This window comes from Nitrincola sp. A-D6 (genome assembly GCF_000764495.1).
Lineage (GTDB): Bacteria > Pseudomonadota > Gammaproteobacteria > Pseudomonadales > Balneatricaceae > Nitrincola.
Genome location: NZ_JRLB01000075.1, coordinates 26,453 through 45,415 on the forward strand (window position 1 = coordinate 26,453; position 18,963 = coordinate 45,415).

The 18,963-nt window shown below is 49.4% G+C and carries 18 protein-coding genes, 1 other RNA gene and 2 pseudogenes; 6 read left to right on the forward strand and 15 right to left on the reverse strand.

What is annotated here, in order from left to right; genetic code table 11:
- Positions 1-107 precede the first annotated feature (107 nt).
- Positions 108-1,795, forward strand: a pseudogene (rpsA, locus tag LH51_RS12110) (30S ribosomal protein S1).
- A gap of 117 nt (positions 1,796-1,912) precedes the next feature.
- Here the strand turns inward: rpsA and LH51_RS12115 are convergent.
- The 10 genes and pseudogenes from LH51_RS12115 to ffs form a co-directional block, all read right to left on the reverse strand.
- Positions 1,913-2,377: a YcgN family cysteine cluster protein gene (locus LH51_RS12115; RefSeq protein WP_036522459.1), complete on the reverse strand. Its 465-nt coding sequence runs from the start codon at positions 2,375-2,377 to the stop codon at positions 1,913-1,915.
- A 2-nt stretch (positions 2,378-2,379) separates the two neighbouring features.
- On the reverse strand, positions 2,380-2,667 hold the full coding sequence (locus tag LH51_RS12120) for a YcgL domain-containing protein (RefSeq protein ID WP_036522462.1): 288 nt from the start codon (positions 2,665-2,667) through the stop codon (positions 2,380-2,382).
- Positions 2,661-3,317 (reverse strand): HRDC domain-containing protein, encoded by a 657-nt coding sequence (locus LH51_RS22730; RefSeq protein ID WP_036522464.1) that lies wholly within the window; start codon positions 3,315-3,317, stop codon positions 2,661-2,663. Before LH51_RS22730 ends, LH51_RS12120 begins: the two co-directional genes overlap by 7 nt.
- 2 nt (positions 3,318-3,319) lie before the next feature.
- Entirely contained in the window at positions 3,320-3,856 is a 537-nt protein-coding gene (locus LH51_RS22735; RefSeq protein WP_235263701.1) for a ribonuclease D, read from the reverse strand.
- Entirely contained in the window at positions 3,853-4,464 is a 612-nt protein-coding gene (recR, locus tag LH51_RS12135) for a recombination mediator RecR (RefSeq protein ID WP_036522466.1), read from the reverse strand. Before recR ends, LH51_RS22735 begins: the two co-directional genes overlap by 4 nt.
- Positions 4,464-4,787: a YbaB/EbfC family nucleoid-associated protein gene (locus LH51_RS12140; RefSeq protein ID WP_036522467.1), complete on the reverse strand. Its 324-nt coding sequence runs from the start codon at positions 4,785-4,787 to the stop codon at positions 4,464-4,466. Before LH51_RS12140 ends, recR begins: the two co-directional genes overlap by 1 nt.
- 14 nt (positions 4,788-4,801) lie before the next feature.
- A complete protein-coding gene (dnaX, locus tag LH51_RS12145; protein ID WP_036522469.1) occupies positions 4,802-6,634 on the reverse strand; it encodes a DNA polymerase III subunit gamma/tau in 1,833 nt (610 codons plus the stop codon).
- A gap of 96 nt (positions 6,635-6,730) precedes the next feature.
- A pseudogene (nhaD, locus tag LH51_RS12150) lies at positions 6,731-8,160 on the reverse strand (sodium:proton antiporter NhaD).
- A gap of 187 nt (positions 8,161-8,347) precedes the next feature.
- Positions 8,348-9,325 (reverse strand): glutathione S-transferase family protein, encoded by a 978-nt coding sequence (locus LH51_RS12155; RefSeq protein WP_036522471.1) that lies wholly within the window; start codon positions 9,323-9,325, stop codon positions 8,348-8,350.
- A gap of 347 nt (positions 9,326-9,672) precedes the next feature.
- Positions 9,673-9,769, reverse strand: an RNA gene (ffs, locus tag LH51_RS20085) — signal recognition particle sRNA small type.
- A 176-nt stretch (positions 9,770-9,945) separates the two neighbouring features.
- Between ffs and LH51_RS12160 the strand changes: the two genes are divergently transcribed.
- A complete protein-coding gene (locus LH51_RS12160) occupies positions 9,946-10,485 on the forward strand; it encodes a DUF2058 domain-containing protein (protein ID WP_036522473.1) in 540 nt (179 codons plus the stop codon).
- 54 nt (positions 10,486-10,539) lie between these two features.
- Positions 10,540-11,379, forward strand: a complete 840-nt coding sequence (locus LH51_RS12165) for a response regulator (RefSeq protein WP_235263702.1) — start codon at positions 10,540-10,542, stop codon at positions 11,377-11,379.
- Here the strand turns inward: LH51_RS12165 and alr are convergent.
- Both alr and LH51_RS12175 read right to left on the reverse strand, forming a co-directional pair.
- A complete protein-coding gene (gene alr / locus LH51_RS12170; protein WP_036522475.1) occupies positions 11,345-12,448 on the reverse strand; it encodes an alanine racemase in 1,104 nt (367 codons plus the stop codon). The two genes, LH51_RS12165 and alr, sit on opposite strands and share 35 nt — an antisense overlap.
- Positions 12,449-12,485: 37 nt before the next feature.
- Entirely contained in the window at positions 12,486-12,875 is a 390-nt protein-coding gene (locus LH51_RS12175) for a RidA family protein (RefSeq protein WP_036522477.1), read from the reverse strand.
- A 198-nt stretch (positions 12,876-13,073) separates the two neighbouring features.
- Between LH51_RS12175 and LH51_RS12180 the strand changes: the two genes are divergently transcribed.
- From LH51_RS12180 to LH51_RS12190, 3 genes are all read left to right on the forward strand, one after another.
- On the forward strand, positions 13,074-13,580 hold the full coding sequence (locus tag LH51_RS12180; RefSeq protein ID WP_036522479.1) for an Lrp/AsnC ligand binding domain-containing protein: 507 nt from the start codon (positions 13,074-13,076) through the stop codon (positions 13,578-13,580).
- 129 nt (positions 13,581-13,709) lie between these two features.
- Positions 13,710-14,657, forward strand: coding sequence for a GTP cyclohydrolase FolE2 (gene folE2, locus LH51_RS12185; protein ID WP_235263703.1), 948 nt, complete (start codon positions 13,710-13,712; stop codon positions 14,655-14,657).
- Positions 14,658-14,675: 18 nt separating this feature from the next.
- Complete coding sequence (locus tag LH51_RS12190) at positions 14,676-15,476, forward strand: RluA family pseudouridine synthase (protein ID WP_052063736.1); 801 nt, start codon at positions 14,676-14,678, stop codon at positions 15,474-15,476.
- A 133-nt stretch (positions 15,477-15,609) separates the two neighbouring features.
- Here LH51_RS12190 and ftsZ read toward each other — a convergent pair whose 3' ends face one another.
- The 3 genes from ftsZ to LH51_RS12205 all read right to left on the reverse strand — a co-directional run bounded on the left by ftsZ (position 15,610) and on the right by LH51_RS12205 (position 18,936).
- Positions 15,610-16,818: a cell division protein FtsZ gene (gene ftsZ, locus LH51_RS12195; protein WP_036522482.1), complete on the reverse strand. Its 1,209-nt coding sequence runs from the start codon at positions 16,816-16,818 to the stop codon at positions 15,610-15,612.
- A gap of 46 nt (positions 16,819-16,864) precedes the next feature.
- Positions 16,865-18,124, reverse strand: coding sequence for a cell division protein FtsA (ftsA, locus tag LH51_RS12200; protein ID WP_036522484.1), 1,260 nt, complete (start codon positions 18,122-18,124; stop codon positions 16,865-16,867).
- A 458-nt stretch (positions 18,125-18,582) separates the two neighbouring features.
- Complete coding sequence (locus LH51_RS12205) at positions 18,583-18,936, reverse strand: hypothetical protein (protein WP_036522486.1); 354 nt, start codon at positions 18,934-18,936, stop codon at positions 18,583-18,585.
- Positions 18,937-18,963 lie beyond the last annotated feature (27 nt).

Here is an 18,963-nt window from a genome sequence, read left to right on the forward strand (position 1 = left end):
TCTTCGCCAGTTTAGTGTCAGGAAAGCGATGACCGATAACCGACCCTGTATAACTGGCGATACAGGCTGGAAGCTGCACTTTTTGCAGCGAACTATAGGACAATTTCATGAGCGAAAGCTTTGCTGATCTTTTTGAAGAATCCCTGCTATCTCTAGATATGACCCCAGGCACTCTGGTTACAGGCGAAGTCGTTGATATCGACAGCGACTGGGTAACCGTGAATGCCGGCCTGAAATCTGAAGCGATCATCCCTCGCTCTCAGTTTCTGAACGACAACAACGAACTTGAAATCAAGCTTGGTGATACGGTTAAAGTAGCCCTGGAAGCCGTTGAAGATGGCTTTGGTGAAACACGTCTGTCACGCGAAAAAGCCAAGCGTTCAGAAGCCTGGGAAGTTCTTCAGAGCAAATTTGACGCCGAAGAAACCGTTACCGGTTACATCTCTGGTAAAGTCAAAGGTGGCTTCACTGTCACTGTCAACAACATTCAGGGCTTCCTGCCAGGTTCACTGGTGGATGTACGTCCAGTACGCGATGTTGACCATCTTGAAGGCAAGGAACTGGAATTCAAACTGATCAAGCTGGATCCTAAGCGTAACAACATCGTCGTTTCTCGTCGTGCGGTTATGCAGGAAGCCAACAGCGCTCAACGCGATGAGCTGCTGGCGACTCTGGAAGAAGGACAGGTAGCTAAAGGTTTCGTTAAGAACCTGACTAACTACGGTGCCTTTATCGATCTGGGTGGTGTAGACGGCTTGCTGCACATCACCGACATGGCTTGGAAGCGTATTTCTCACCCAAGCGAAATGCTCAACCCAGGTGATGAAATCTCTGTTCGCATCATCAAGTTTGACAAAGAATCTGGCCGTATCTCTCTAGGCTGAAACAGCTGTCTGAAGATCCATGGGAAGCGATCAAAAACCGTTACCCAGCCGGTACTAAAACCGCTGCACGTGTAACCAATCTGACTGACTACGGCTGCTTTGCTTCTATCGAAGACGGCGTTGAAGGTCTGGTTCACGTTTCTGAAATGTCCTGGACTAACAAGAACATCCACCCATCCAAGATCGTTCAGATCGGTGATGAAGTTGAAGTGATGATTCTGGACGTTGATGAAGAGCGTCGTCGTATTTCTCTGGGTATCAAACAGTGCACCATCAACCCATGGATCGCTTTCTCTGAGCAGTTCGCTGCCGGTGACAAAGTCCAGGGTACCATCAAGACTATTACCGATTTCGGTATCTTTGTTGGTCTGGATAACGATCTTGACGGTCTGGTTCACATGTCTGATATCTCTTGGGAAGCCGATGCTGAAACTTCACTGCGTCAGTTCAAGAAAGGCGACGAAGTTGAAGCGGTTATCCTGTCTATTGATGCTGAGAAAGAGCGCATCTCTCTGGGTATCAAACAGCTGGAAAGCGATCCGTTTGCTGAATTCGCCGCTGCCAATGAAAAAGGCACTATCGTTAATGGCACTGTGAAGAGTGTTGATGCGAAAGGCGCGGTTGTAGAGCTGGCAGAAGGCGTTGAAGCGCAGCTGAAAGTTTCTGAACTGTCTGCTGAGCGCATCGAAGACGCTACCAGCATCCTGAAAGAAGGCGACGCTGTCGAAGCCAAGATCATCAACGTTGATCGTCGCAACCGCGTCATCAGCCTGTCGATCAAAGCGAAAGACCAGGCTGAAGAGAAAGCCGCTATCAGCGCTGTTCGCAATCAGGAAGTTGATGTACCAGGTCCGACCACTATCGGTGATCTGATCAAGCAGCAGATGGCTGCTAATAATCAGAACAACTGATCATTAGTTAGATTTGGCCTAAAAAAAAGCATCTTCGGATGCTTTTTTTATATGTCGCCAGCGCATGGATGCGCAGGAGCGGCGCATGTACAGGATGTGTTGGTGCAGACTAACTCTTCAGTTTTTTGAGCGAAAAAAAACAGCCTCTTCGACCACATAATCGATCAGATCATCTTCGTCGATTTCATCATCTTTCACCTCATATACACTCAGTACCGATGCACCTGCATTAATCACTGAAGCAGGATCACCGCTGAGCAATGGATGCCATTCCGGTAATGGCTTGCGCTCATGCACCAGGCGATAGGCACAAGAAGGTGGCAGCCAATGGAAAGCCGATACATCTTCCGGGCGCAACTGTACACAGGAAGGGACTAAGCGCGTACGCTCACTATAGCGGGTACATTGACAGTTTTGGTCATCCAGCAGATGGCACACAACGGTGGTGTAGAATACTTCATCCGTATCTTCATCCTCGACCTTGTGCAGGCAGCAAAGCGCGCAGCCATCGCACAAAGACTCCCACTCCTGCGGGGTCATCTCACTGAGTGTTTTACGCTGCCAAAAGACTTCCTGAGCCAAAATCAGCGCACACCTGTTTCAGGACGATTAGGATACAAATCCAACAGGTAATCCTCTTTCGGCGGTGGTAGCTGCAGAAAATAGCCTTTCTCTCGAATTGATTCCAACACCTTATCAACATCAACACGCGCTAACTTGCGCCCCTTTATGACAGGCATATCCATAATATGTTGAGCTTTACCAAACATCTCGCTCAAGGCATCCGGTACGGACTCCAAACCTTTACGCTTATCAACGTAAAGGTACATCTCGTCTTTGCGCGAACTACGGTATATCGAACAAACTAGCATGCAGTCTCTCTTGCGTCTTGTTGCGTTTGCAGTGCTTCCAGCAACTGATCACCGATCAGCTCTTTGCGCCAGCCACTCAGTGTTTTGGGGAGATGATGATGCCCTTGATCATCTTTGGAGTTAATCAGCTTTTCCAGATCACGTCGACGTATGAGTAATTCCGGCATGATCTGCTGCTGCTTCGCTACTTCACGCCCGATCGCTTTGAGACGCTTAAGCGTTGCACTGTGGTAGATATGCAGGGGCAAATTAATCGGCTCAGGTGGGTTTTGTTTAGCGGACGTCTCAGCCTGTGACAGAACAGCCAGAATCGCGGCACCATCCGTTTTTAGATTCTGACGGCGCAACAAACCTAAGGCATTTAACTGCTCCAGATTTTGCGGCCAGCATTCTATGATTTTCAGCAGGTGTTCATTTCTCAGTACATGGGGTCGGCAAATATTGCGTGCACGACACACTTTTTCCCGCCAGGCTGTCAAATCACGCAGACCTGCCAGGATAACATCAGAACTGATATTCAACTGAGTAAAGCGACGGTAGTACTCTAACCCCTCAGGATCACTGTCACGTGATGACTGACTGAGCAGACAACATTCATCCAGCATCCATTCATAGCGGCCACTGGCCTCAAGCTCACGCTTAAGCTGCATTGCTATGGTGGTAGGTAAGCAACATCCAGCGCCGCATATAGAACCTGCTCATCGGTTAAAGGACGTTGCAGCCAATCAGAACGAGTGTGAGCCTTCCCCAGCGTAATATCTAACGCATACTGCAGGATACGCTGCAGACCCATGCTGAACCCCCAACCAGCAAATGCGGCTGCTACCTGAGTATCCATGAGCGGTTCAGGAACGACTCCATAATGGTGGCGGAACAATTCCAGATCTTCACTGGCAGCATGCAGCACCTTTAGCACGCGCACATCAGCCAACAAGGTCGCAAACGCTGACATATCTTCAATGCTGAGCGGATCAATCAAATAACAACTATGCTCATCCGCTACCTGAATCAACCCAGGTAACGGATAAAACGTATCCACGCGCATAAATTCGGTATCTACAGCAATCAGTGGAAGCTCTGCCCACTGTTTACAGTAATGTACCAAAGCCGCTGTATCACGTATCCAAACCGGATCATGAGCACTTTGCGCCAGTGTCTCAGCTTGATACGCCTGTGTTGTTTGCGTCATGCTTTATCCCGGACAATCACACGTCGCCCCGCCAATGCGTGCGCCAGCGTACCGCCATCTACAAATTCAAGTTCACCACCAACTGGCACACCATGCGCAATGCGGGTGATACGAATATCCTCACGCTCGATCTGTGCAGAAATATAATGTGCTGTAGCCTCGCCCTCAACCGTGGGATTGGTGGCCAGAATCAACTCTTTTACATCGCCCTGATCGATACGTTCAAGTAGCTGGGGAATTCCCAGATCTTCAGGCCCCACGCCATCAATGGGAGACAGATGCCCCTTCAGCACAAAATAAACGCCGCCAAAACCACCACTTTGCTCAATCGCCAGCAAATCAACTGGTGACTCCAATACACAAACCAGACTGGTATCCCGGCTAGCATCAGTACAGATATCACACACGGGTGTTTCTGATAAAGTCCGGCAGCGTTCACATTCACCAATCTGCTCAACCGCTAACAACAAAGCCTCAGCAAGATGCCGGGCATTATCACGATCACGCTCCAGCAGATGCAATGCCATACGCTGAGCTGATTTGGGGCCTACGCCAGGCAAGCAACGCAGCGCGTTAATCAATTGCAGAAGCAAGGGACTAAATGACATTAAAAGGGCATCTTAAAGCCTGGAGGCATCTGCATGCCACCAGTGATCTGAGACATACGCTGCTGCGAGTCCGCTTCCACTTTGCGTACAGCATCATTGACTGCAGCTGCAATCAGGTCTTCCAGAATCTCTTTATCCTCTTCCATCAGGCTGCTATCGATGCTGACACTTTTCACATCATGGCGTCCATTCATCACGATACAGACCAGCCCGGCTCCAGACTCACCCTGCACTTCTGCACTGGCAATTTCCTGCTGAGCACGCTGCATCTCTTCCTGCATTTTTTGGGCTTGTTTCATGATATCGCCCATACCTTTCATCATAATAAGATCCTCAACTAATCAATAGGTCTGACAGAAGCTGTATCCAGCTCAGCAGAAAACTGTTCAATTATACGCTGAACCAGCGGGTCCTTCTGCAAAGAAATAACCGCTTCAGCCTGACGCTCAGCTTTTTTACGACTGCTATATTGGGCCGGTGTTTCACACGTTTGTTCCGCCTGAACAAAGCTAATTTCAAGCGTCCCGCCAAAATATGCCTGTAATGCCTCCTGAATACGCTCTTTTTGTGTCGCGTTTAACAGTGCACCCTGCTCCGGCGGATAATGGAAGCATAACGATCCAGCTTCAACTCTTTCCAGTGACAAGTTGCGGCAAATACTCGCCGTCATACCCGTCAATGGCAATAGTGGCGCAACTCTGACCCAATCAGTTAGCGTTAGACTCGACAGACTGAGGGGTACTGCTGCTTCAGAGACGTCGTCCGCAACAATCGAGGCAGTACCAGCGATCACCTCTGACTCAGCGGCCACTGGTTGAACAGCCGTTGCTTCCAGTTCAGAGGCAGGTTCAGCGTATTGGGCTGCCGGACTACCAGCAGCCTCAGGCTTTTTTATCGGTGAAGGAACCTCATCATCCGTCCAGGGAGGTGGTTCGTCCCATGGAGGAGGGGTATTATCCACCTGTTTTTTTTCTACTGCAGCTTCAGCAGCAACTTTAACAGCAGGGTTGTCCACGGCATCCACACGGTGCGGCTCCACTGACGCCTGCTGCTGCGACTTAGTTTCGGATGCTGACACCTGTAACGAGGCAGGACGAAACGCCAACATGCGCAGCAACACCATTTCCAGCCCTTCTCGCAGATCCGGTGCATAGGGCAGGTCTTTACGCCCCATCAGGCCAATCTGATAATACAGCTGGATATCTTCTGCACGCAGCAAGGCAGCGAGCTCCATGACCTGCTGTTGATCGCCAAGGCTGTTATCGATGGCATCAGGAAGTAATTGCGCCAGGGCCACACGGTGCAACAGACCAACCAAATCTGCCAAAACCGAACTGTAATCCGGGCTGAACTCGGAAAGGGCTTGTACCGCATCCATGACACCACGGGCATCATGCTGCGCCAAGGCGATCAAAATCTGATACACCAATCGATGGTCTATGGTACCCAGCATGGTACGCACATCAGCTTCAGCCACCATGCCTGAACCAAAGGCAATCGCCTGATCAGTCAGGCTCAAGGCATCGCGCATCGAGCCATCGGCACTGCGTGCCAACAACCACAGTGCTGGCTCATCAAAACTGAGCTGCTCTTCAGTGAGAACATAGTGCAGATGCTCAACAATACGCTGAGGACTCAGATTCTTCAGATTAAACTGTAAGCAACGCGACAATACCGTTACCGGCAATTTTTGCGGGTCGGTGGTGGCTAACAGAAATTTGACATGCGGAGGTGGTTCTTCGAGAGTTTTCAGCAATGCATTGAATGAACTGCTGGAGAGCATGTGCACCTCATCGATCAGGTACACCTTATAGCGCCCATGACTCGGTGCATATTGCACATTCTCAAGCAGCTCACGGGTATCCTCAACCTTGGTACGGGAGGCCGCATCCACCTCAATCAGGTCGACAAACCGACCTTCGGCGATCTCCCGGCACGCCGTACACACACCGCAGGGTGTAGAGGAAACACCTTCCTCACAGTTCAGTGCTTTGGCAAACAAACGGGCAATGGAGGTTTTCCCCACCCCCCGTGTACCGGTAAACAGATAGGCATGATGCAATCTGTCATTATCAAGTGCATTCACCAGAGCACGCAACACATGCTCTTGCCCAGCCATTTCACTGAATTTTCGCGGCCGCCATTTTCGTGCCAGTACCTGATAGCTCATAGTCGGGTTTAGCTCTCTCTCAAGTCACCCTGATAAAGGGGTTATCCTACCATGACTCCCGCTTCAAGTCTTACCCTGGCCCATGCAAATAATCGCTCAATATACGCTGAATAAAGACGCATTCAACCACAGATGCATCAACACGCTGGCTACATAACCCAGCAGTATCGCCGGCATCCAGCGCAGATGGCCCATAAAGGTATAAATCCCTCGCGCCTGCCCCATCAGGGCCACACCCGCGGCGGAACCTACCGACAGCAAACTACCCCCACACCGGCTGTCAGTGTAATCAGCAACCAATGTCCGTGAGACATGTGTGGTTCCATGGTAATTACCGCAAACATCACCGGAATATTATCAATCACTGCTGAAATAAATCCCAAGGCTATATTGGCATAGGTCGCATCCCACTGGGTATAGAGTATTTCTGACATCATTGCCAGATAGCCCATAAAACCCAAACCGCCAACACACATGATGACACCGTAGAAGAATAGCAGGGTATCCCACTCGGCACGGGCTACACGGTTAAACACATCAAACGGCACAACTCCACCCAGTCGCTCCAGACGTTTCTTGTCGCCAGCATGCTCGGCCAACAAGCGTTTTTTTGCCAAAGAGCCTGGCAGGGTCATGCGCAGGAAGTAACCAAAGAATTGCAGATAACCAAGACCCGCCATCATCCCCAATACAGGCGGTAAATGCAGCACGATATGGCAAGCAACAGCCGTAGCTATGGTGAGTAAAAACAGCACCAGAATACGTCTTGCCCCCCTTTTCAACTCCACCTCTTCATCCTTAACCTGAGGCTTCTGGTCACCTATGAAGAACGACATAATAATGGCAGGAATCAGGAAATTCACCATCGAAGGTATGAACAGCACCAGGAACTCTTCAAAACGGACCAGACCCGCCTGCCAGACCATCAAGGTGGTGATATCGCCAAAGGGACTGAAGGCACCGCCTGCATTGGCAGCAACAACAATATTGATACAACAAAGATTAATAAAGCGGTTATCACCCTCACCCACTTTCATCACCACAGCGCACATTAGCAGAGCGGTGGTCAGGTTATCGGCAATCGGCGAGATGAAAAAGGCCAGCAGTCCAGTCATCCAGAACAGAGTCCGATAGCTGAATCCTTTTCTTACCATCCACGAACGCAGGGCATCAAACACCCGTCGCTCTTCCAAAGCGTTGATATACGTCATCGCCACTAGCAAAAACAGCATCAACTCGGCAAATTCGAGCAGCGTTTCTTTGAAAGCCTCTTCCGGCACGCCAATCAGATCAGCCTGAACATAGACCCAACCAGCAATAGCCCAGATCACCCCGGCTGCAACCAGCACAGGCTTTGATTTACGTAAATGCAGTTTTTCTTCACTCATCACCAGCATATACGCCAACACAAACACCACCAGGGCAATGTAACCGGCTGTAGAAGCTGTCAAATCGAGCGGGCCGGAGGCAGCCCAGGTAGAGGTACTAAGTAGAGCCAGCAGAAAAGCCGATACTCCAATAATCATTCGTCTGGCAGTCATGATATTTCACTTCTGGAAGCATTAAATTGACAGTACCGAACGCACTGTCAGGATGGTTAATCAGTATAATCCTACTTAACCTCTCTACTATTGTTCTTAAGGGTTAATTTTTAGTTCTTTTAGACTATATAAGCATAAGCTATAAACACTTACCGCACTGCAACAATGAATCTCAGGAAGATTCACGCTGATGCGGTTGATCAAAGTCCTGCAACGGCCCTGCCGGAACGATACCCGTCGGATTAATCATCGTGTGACTAGCGTAATAGTGTGTCTTGATATGCGCCATATTCACCGTATTGGCTACACCAGGCTGCTGATACAACTCCCGGATGTAGCCCCATAAATGTGGGTAATCATCAATGCGCTTCAGGTTGCATTTAAAATGCCCATGATACACCGCATCAAAACGGATCAGCGTAGTGAACAAACGCCAGTCAGCCTCAGTCAATTGATCACCAAGCAGAAAACGACGTGTTGATAACTGTTCGTCAAGCCAATCCAGAGTATCAAATAAGGGTTGCACTGCTTCCTCATAGGCTGACTGCGTGGTAGCAAACCCGGCTTTATAAACACCATTGTTCACGCAGTCATATACCCTATCATTGATCTGATCGATCTCTTTACGCAGGGCTTGCGGATAATAATCGCCCGACGCTGCTCCAACACGATCAAAGGCACTATTCAGCATACGGATGATATCAGCCGACTCGTTACTGACAATCCGCTGTTGCTGCTTATCCCAGAGCAGCGGCACAGTAACCCGCCCTGTATACAGAGGATCTTCAGCGGTATAGACCTGATGTAAATAATCAGCCTGATGCAGTGGATCAGCGACAACACCCTCGCCTTCAGCAAAGGTCCAACCATCCTCGCGCATCAACGGATTGACTACGGATACCGAAATAAACGACTCCAACCCTTTAATCGCACGAAAAATTAACGTCCGATGCGCCCAGGGACAAGCCAGTGAGACATACAGATGGTAACGTTCTGGCTCGGCTTTAAAACCACCCTCACCTGTAGGACCGGATTGACCATCAGCGGTAATCCAGTTGCGAAACTGCGCCTCGCTACGCACAAACCGACCTTCAGATGCTTTGGTGTCATACCATTGATCAACCCATTGCCCGTCTACCAGCAAACCCATTACACACCTCTTTTGTTCAGAATCAGGAGACGGCTCACAGAAGGTTCCATAAACAGCCTGGACACTGCAGAAAATCCACAGCACAAGTTTGTACTGTTTAGTGTAGCGAATAGATCAGGATTTAAAAAATGCCTGTTGATGGCTAATGTGCTTTCAACAACATAGTGATTCAGGGCCAATGGGATCTGGGCGACAGTCGAGCGCGTCATGGACGACGAAAGCGGGTCACACCAAAGCGATATCACCACCCAGCGTGACACAAGAACATCTTAAGCACCAAAGACGCATTCGAAAAAACAGCTAGCAAGGGTGTATCAGGATAAAAACGAGGGGAAAATTGGAGGCGGCTCCACCAGCCACATCCCGGCACACGAGTCGACCGCTGTGGCTGCTCCCTTCCAGGCCTGACCAGGTTCACGGTGTATCGTTGCGAGAGGACCGGCAGAGCCACCATAACGCAGTGATCTGAATTAACAGAATCGGCGCGAAGTATAAGCAGCCAGGCTCAGGAATGCAAATACTGATGCAACAATTCAACAAACACAGCTACAGGATTCCAGACAGCCTACATCATGTTACACTTATCACCTTTATTTTCTGTGCTTCAGGGTTTGTGAGTTATGGCAGGTTCGTTAAAAGATCAGTTATTCAAAGCTGGCATTGCCAGCAAAAAGCAAATCAAGCAGGTAGAGCTGGAAAAGCGCAAGCAATCCAAACAAGGCAGCAAACCGGACAATGACCAGCACACAGCCAGTGCAGAAGCTGCAAAACAAGAGAAGCTAGAGAAAGATCGTGCATTGAATGAAGCCCGCAAGCAGGCGCAGGCACAACGCGCCGGGCAGGCTGAAATACGTCAACTGGTCGATCAACACCGTATCAGGCTGCCTAAAGAGGGTGATGTCCGCTACTACTTCATCAGCCAGAGCAAGGTCAAACAGCTATGGATCAATGCTGACCTGCAACGCCAGTTAGCCAGCCGTCGTATAGCCCTGGTCTGCGTCAATGATTGCTTTGAGCTGGTACCTTATGAGATTGCAGAACGCATTATTCAACGTGACCCCAATGCGGTGATAAAAGAAGATACCGAGCGTCGTGACAAGATTGCTGCCGAGGAAGCCGAATACGAACAATTTCAAATACCTGACGATCTGGACTGGTAAAAAATATCCATGCTGCTATTGTTGACTTAAACGTCCGGAATTCATGAGGTCAGCATGCGGTCACTTTCTGCCAGTCAACTCAACCTGCTTTTGATTGAGCCTTCGCAGTTACAGCGAAAAATCATTACCCAGCAACTTAATTCAGCCGGTGTAATGGCTATCGACAGCGTGGAGTCCATTGCTGAAGCAAAAGCGTCTGTCCAGCAAATCAAGCCAGATTTAATTGTCAGCGCCCTGCATTTTAGCGACGGAACAGCTCAGGACCTGCTCGACTGGATGCATAATACCCCCGGCTATACTGAGCTGCCTTTTATGCTGATATCCAGTGAAACCCGCCGCGAACAACTGGAAAGTTTCCGACAATCCGGCGTTATTGCCATACTACCCAAACCCTTTACCAGCGCAAATCTACAATCAGCCATCGGCGCAACTCTGGATCTGCTCTCTTCAGATGAGCTGACACTGGAGTGTTACGACCCCGATAGCCTGCGCGTATTGGTGGTCGATGACAGTCGCATGGCCCGGAAAATGATCCGCCGCGTATTAACCAATTTAGGTATACAGCATTTTGAAGAAGCGACCGATGGCGCAGAAGCCATCAGAATTCTGAGCGAGCAGCCTTTTGATCTGGTAGTGACCGACTACAACATGCCGGAGGTCAATGGACTGCAACTGACGGAGTACATCCGCAGCCACGAAACACTATCCCATTTACCGGTGCTGATGGTGACCTCAGAATCTAATCAGGCACACCTGAGCAACGTGCTCAAAGTGGGGTTAACGCCATGGTCGACAAGCCGTTCGAACCAGAACTGGTTAAGCGCTTGTTACAGCGCATTCTCGAGTAACAGGTTCCGGCTTAAGACTGCTGATCATCCGAATACCGCCGCTTAACACGTCGAGTAAGGCCACTCAAGAGCGTATAAGGAATAGTATTGCAGTAATCAGCCACCTCGTTGACAGTCACATTCGCACCCCAAAGCTCCACCTGATCACCAGGTTTAGCGTCAGGATGTTGTGACAAATCTATGGTCGACATATCCATAGATACTCTGCCCGCCAACGCTGTGCGACGGCCATTAAGCCACACAGGTGTTCCATTAGGTGCGTGCCTGGAATAACCATCAGCATAGCCCACAGCCAGCGTACCGATGCGGGTTGGTTTTTCAGCCACCCAACTGGCACCATAACCTACAGACTCGCCTGCCTGCACATCCCGTACAGCAATGATTTGTGTGGTCAATGTCATGCCAGGGCGAAGACTGTTAGCTACAGCCTGAGGTTCAGCAAAAGGACTGGCCCCGTAAAGCATAATGCCTGGGCGCAACCACTGATGATGTGCTTGAGGCCAGTGCATTACCCCAGCTGAATTTGATAGGCTCAAGTCCACCGAATGCCCCGTCAGCGCTTGTTGTAAGCACTGCAGTTGCTGTTCTGTATGTGGCCGTTGCGGCTCATCAGCACAGGCGAAGTGACTCATGACTACAAGCTTTTCCACTGCAGGCAATGCCTGCAAGCGCTGTAGTACGCCAGACGTCAGTGCTGGTTCGATACCCAGACGATGCATCCCCGAGTCAATCTTTAACCACACCTGCAATCCCCGGCTATCAGGATGTTTTTCCAGGTAGGCTTCCAGCTTCTCCAGTTGCTCTATACTGTGGATTGCCGTCCAGAGTTGATGCTGCTGAATTAAGGGTAATTCCTCAGCTTCAAAAAAACCTTCCAGCAGCAACACCGGCCGTGTAATACCCGCATCACGCAACTCCAAAGCCTCTTCAATCGCAGCGACACCAAAGGCATCCACATCCGATTCCAGCGCCCTGGCCACCCGAACAGCACCATGCCCATAGGCATCGGCTTTGATAATAGCAACCGCCCGAGCCTGAGGTGCTTGCGCACGCGCCAGTTGATAGTTATGACGTATGGCAGACAAGTCTACCTGAGCTATGAGATTACGTGCCATGCACTGCTCCCGGTAAGTCTTAAACGCAGATTACAGATTAGTCAGCCAACACCATCACAGCTTCCACTTCAATATCCGCATCTTTCGGCAAAGCCTTAACAGCATATGCAGCACGGGCCGGATAGGGCTGAGAGAAATAACGCTGCATGATTTCATTCACCTGAGCAAAGTTAGCCAGATCACTCAGTAAAATAGTCAGTTTGACGCAATCCGCGAGCGATCCACCAGCGGCTTCAGCAACAGCTTTGAGGTTTTCAAATACCTGTACAGCCTGAGCTTCGAATGATTCAGTGACCATTTCCATATTGTCCGGATTCAATGGAATCTGACCAGACATATACACGGTATTGCCAGCCTTGACCGCCTGAGAATAAGGTCCGATCGCAGCAGGTGCCTTTTCAGTGCTGATTATGGTTTTAGTTGTCATACAGGTCTCTCCAAAATTGAATGATATTTAGCTGAACACCGCCCTAGCATAGCAAAGCTTTTTTACTAACGCAGATGCACAAACGACATCAGTTAAAAGATGCCATATACTAATGCAATCTCATTAGATATATAATTCATTATCGCAGTTTAATCAGATAATTTTCTTAAAAAGATAAAATATAAAGGAAAAATCTCTGTGTCCAGATTATCTAAACCAGGCCAACGAAAACTTGACCGTATAGATCGCAACATACTGAATGTACTACAAAAAGAAGGGAGAATATCCTATACCGACCTGGCTGATCGTGTTGGCCTGTCAACCACACCCTGCATGGAAAGAGTCAAACGCCTGGAGCGCGACCGGCTGATAACCGGCTACCATGCTCAGGTTAATCCGGAATTACTCGGTTATGACCTGCTGGTATTTGTGGAAATATCCTTATCCTATCAGTCAGCCGATGCTTTTGAGCGCTTCAGCAAAGCTATTGCTGATCTACCCTATATTCTCGAATGCCACCTGGTATCGGGCGATGCCGACTACCTGCTCAAAGCACGACTGCAGGATATGACCCAGTACCGGGCACTATTGGGTGATATGTTATTGAAACTGCCTGGCGTAAAAAACTCCAAAAGCTACATTGTGATGGAAAGCGTCAAGGAAAGCTTAACACTGCCCATTGAGCACCCTCAGCAACTGATTTGAACTGCCCACTAAACAACTGAATAGCATCAGTTGTAAATATAGCCAAAACCCTACACTTTACATTTTGCAATCCGTGTCGATCCAGCGATAATAGCTGACTTCAAAACCAGACTTACAATGAGAGCCGCCATGAATGCCCGAATCGAGATGCCAGATGTCGCCACCCACACCACAGCGGTGAGCCGTGAGACTCTGGACTGGGTTGGCATGAGCCATATCACCCTACCGTTGAATGTCTGCCAACCAGGCGGGCAGTTACAGCCGGTGATTGCGCACCTGGACATTCATGTTGATATAGTGAACCCCGAAGTTAAAGGGATTCATATGTCACGACTCTACTTACTACTGAATGAATTTGCCGCACAGGAAGCACTGACCCCTGCATCCATGCAGAAACTCCTGCAACGCGTCTGCGAGAGCCACCGGGGAATCAGCGAAGCCGCTATTCTGAAACTGTCATTCGAATATCCCTTGCAGCGCCCAGCACTGAAAAGTGATTACACTGGTTGGAAACCCTATCCCAGCAGCATTGAAGCCATTCAAAAAGGTAATGAGTTTTCGTTGGAGCTATCGGTATCCGTCCCCTACTCATCCACCTGCCCTTGTTCAGCCGCCCTGTCACGACAATTACTGCAGGAAGCTTTTCGCGACGATTTTTCTGGCGAAGAACAAGTCAGTCGTGAACAGGTTGAACACTGGTTGCGTTCAGAGCGTGGCAGTGTTGCAACACCACATAGTCAGCGCAGCTATGCCCGGTTACGGGTGAAAATTGATCCGATGGCACACGACATCCTGCCCCTGCTTGATTTGATCGACCGCACTGAACAAGCCCTGCAGACGCCGGTACAAACCGCCGTAAAGCGTGAAGATGAGCAGGAATTTGCTCGACTCAATGGCGCCAACATGATGTTCTGCGAAGATGCCGCCAGACGCCTGAAAACCACGTTCAACCAAGTTGATGCTTATCAGGATTTCTGGATTCGTGTTGAACACCATGAAAGCCTGCATGATCATGATGCTGTAGCTGTTGTCAGCAAGGGCGTACCTGGTGGCTATACACCGCTACTGCAACGCTGACCGAACAGGAAAATACACATGACAATAGAGCTTCAGCATCAGGTCTTGCTGGAAGAGCAGGGTTGCGATGCCGCCAGCCTACTGAGTCGTCTTAGCGAATTACCCAAACAGCGCATCAAAGATGCCATGAGCAAAGGTGCCGTTGTACTCAAGCGTAAACACAGCAAGCGGCTGCGTCGCGCCAGTGAAAAACTGCTTGCTGGCGATAAACTCATACTAAGTTATGACGCAGATATTCTTTCACGGCAACTACCGGAAGGTATTCATTGCCTGGATCAGAGAAAATCCTACAGCGTATGGTTTAAACCAGCGGGTGTTATGTCCCAGGGTACAGCCTTTGGCGATCACCTATCACTGTTACGCCAGGTTGAACAGCACACAAACAAGCCCGTATTTCTGGTACACCGTCTGGACAGAGAAACCGCTGGGCTCATGCTGATAGCACATACCAAAACGGCGGCCGCCACCTTGTCAAACCTGTTTCAGCAACAGCGCATTAACAAGGTTTACCAAGCCTGGGTAGCTGGCAAAGCTCCAACACAGGGTGAAATACTTACCCCCCTGGATGGCAAGCCCGCCAACACCAGCTTCAGACGCACAGGCTACGACGAGAACCTGAATCAAAGTCAGCTGGAAATCACCCTTGCAACAGGCCGAACTCATCAGATACGCCGCCACCTCGCCGAATTAGGATATCCGGTTATGGGTGATCCACGCTACGGAAAAAACAACAAGAACAGTGAAGGACTGCAACTCAAAGCTGTGCAACTTAGCTTTGAATGCCCGGAGCGTAAACAACAAGTAAACTACACCTGTTAATCTAAATGCGCCCACGGCAGGGCCTGCCCCGCGAGCGGAGCGAGTGTTTTGGGTATACCGTACATCCTGTACATAAAAAAACCGCCTCCCGATAACGGGTAGGCGGCAACCTGGAAGGTTAAAAAGCTAGCGCTTAGTCAGCTTGACGGCGCAAAAATGCCGGAATATCCAGAAAATCCATATCATCCGTTCCGGTTCTCTTCATCTCTTCGGGTAAGGGTGCTGCCATTTCAGGCTTTTTAACCGCCTTGGCAACAGCCGTTGGTTTCTCGTCGCGACGATTGCGCACCACACTCGGCAGTTCGAGCTGTCCGTAATCACCCGACTTTCTGGATGACATTCCACCTGCACGTGTATCACTACCGGACACCTGCGCTGCTTCATGCGCTTTACAGAGTCCAGTTGCCACGACCGTAACTTTAATTTCGTCACTCATTTCCGGATCAATAACAGTACCGACCACAACAGTCGCACCATCAGATGCATAGCCTTCGATAATATCGCCGACTTCAGAAAATTCACCCAGACTCAGATCCAGTCCACCGGTGATGTTAACCAGAATACCGCTTGCACCTTTCAGATCGATATCTTCAAGCAGCGGGCTGTTTATAGCCGCTTCGGTCGCTGTAACGGCACGTGATTCACCACGACCGTAACCAGTACCCATCATGGCCATACCCATTTCAGACATCACCGTGCGCACGTCAGCAAAGTCAACGTTGATCATACCCGGACGGATAATCAGGTCAGCAATACCCTGCACAGCCCCTTTCAGAACATCGTTAGCGGCTTTGAATGCTTCAATCAGGCTGGTGTTACGCCCCAGTACCGGCAGCAGCTTCTCATTCGGAATGATGATCAGTGAGTCCACATGCTCCTGGAGCTCCCGAATGCCTTCTTCGGCGATACGCTGACGCTTGCGTCCTTCAAAAGCGAAGGGCTTGGTCACTACTGCGACCGTCAGAATTCCCATCTCTTTAGCCACTTGAGCAACAATCGGAGCTGCACCCGTGCCGGTACCACCACCCATACCGGCGGTAATAAACACCATATCGGCACCCGCCAATGCTTCTGCAATGCGATCACGATCTTCCTGGGCAGCCTGACGTCCGACTTCCGGATTAGCGCCAGCACCCAAGCCTTTCGTCAGCCCACTGCCAATATGCAGGGCTGTACGCGTTGCCGATTTAGCTAATGCCTGAGCATCGGTATTTGCACAGATAAACTCGACGCCTTCAACGTCAGTTGTCAGCATGTGCTCGACAGCGTTACCGCCACCTCCGCCAATGCCGATAACTTTAATAACCGCGCTTTGCGGTAAGCTATCAACCAGTTCAAACATAGTCATCCCTCCAGGAAAGTCCCCGTTCTTTGACGGGTCTCATATATCAGAAATTACCCTGCAACCAGGTTTTCATGCGCCCAAATACATTACCAACCGGCACAGATGCCTTGGGGTGCCTGGCCGCTTCCGGAACCGTGAGGCCGGATTCATTCATATTGCTCTGCGCCTGGCGAGCGTAGTGCAACATACCAATACTGGTGGCATAGATCGGGTTGTGTAGCAGCGTTTCCATACCACGCACCCCATCCGGAACAGCCAGCCTGACCGGCATGTGAAAAATTTCTTCTGCCAGTTCAACAGCTCCTTCCATTCGTGCTGAACCACCCGTCAAGACCAGACCTGCAGCCACAAGCTCTTCATAGCCCGAGCGGCGCAGCTCATCCTGGATCAGACTGAACATCTCTTCATAGCGCGGCTCAACAACTTCAGCCAATGCCTGACGCGATAAGTTGCGTGCTGGACGATCGCCCACACTAGGCACACGAATGGTTTCATCAGACTGGGAAAGCTGTGACAGTGCACAGGCATATTTAATTTTGATCCGTTCTGCATGCTGAGTGGGGGTTCGCAACGCCATAGCGATATCACCCGTAATCTGGTCACCACCCACTGGTATTACTGCCGTATGGCGGATAGCGCCTTTAGTAAAAACAGCGATATCAGCAGTACCTGCACCGATATCAACCAGGCAGACACCTAAATCCTTTTCATCTTCAGTCAATACAGCATAGCCGGAAGCCAACTGCTCCAGCACAATACCATCGACTTCAAGATCGCAGCGACGAATACATTTTTCCAGATTATGAATCGCGTTAATCGCCCCGGTGACCAAATGCACTTTAGCCTCCAGACGAACGCCCGACATACCCAGTGGCTCTTTAATGCCATCCTGATTGTCGATCATGTATTCCTGCGGCAGAATATGCAGTAATTTCTGGTCAGCCGGAACGGCTACAGCCCGGGCGGCTTCAATCACCCGCTCCAGATCCTGCTCGGTTACTTCACGGTCACGCACAGCGACTATGCCATTGGAATTGAGGCTGGAGATGTGCCCAGCAGCCATCCCCACAGTCACAGAGTGAATTTTGCAGCCAGCCATGAGCTCAGCTTCTTCAACAGCGCGACGGATAGCACTGACGGTGGATTCAATATTGACAACCACGCCCCGCTTCATCCCGGCCGCCGGATGATTACCCACACCCACTATTTCAATACTGCCATCAGTGCGAAGCTCACCCACAAGACACACCACTTTGGATGTACCTATATCCAGGGCAACGATCATATTATTCACTGTCAGCATAGTGTTTGTGCGTTCCCGATAGTCAGCTCAGAAAATAGGCATTACAAGTTATCTGTTTAAAATTGCAAATAACGGACCAACTTCTTCACCAATGATGATATACATCTTATCGGCTTATTATCACCGAGCTTTAATACTTCTTTCAACCATTTTTTATATAAGAGGGTGGCAAAAATTTGCCGCCCAAAACGGCAAATCCATGTGATTTCAAGTAGATAATTACAACAAAGGTGAATACTATTGCCGCTCAAAAAATAAACAGCGGTATATTTTTCATCTTAAATTTTTGGGTTTAAATCAAGACTTAATTTTGAATAAAAAGCGATATTTCAAGACTTAGTATTGACGAATCGCAAATTAATCAATATTTGATTTTGATTTTTCACCAATTATCAGAATGGCATATTGAATTTAATTAAAAGACCTTTTATGGTTTTCTAAAACCATAAAAGGTGGTTTTACCAAAAATACCAAAGCACCGGCACCGAAATAATCGCCATAATACCGGATACAAATATATTCGTCAGATCGCCCAGCAAACGCTGAACCGCAACAAAATGAATCACAGGAAAGGTAATAAATACACAACTCAGGGGTATCCACCAATCCAGACGTGAAAATCCGTAGGCTAACGCTCCTATCAAGGTCAGCGCAGATATATTCCCCAATACCATTACCGTCACTAAGCCGTTCTGATTAGTCAGAAATAGTGGCTTCTGGTCTTTAGGTAATTTATTCAGCGCACCTGCACTCAAAGCAGCCGACATGGATACCAGCCCGGTTAGTAGAAATATCAACAGTGAATCAGTCATCAGGATGCTCCCGTTTCAAAATGGCGT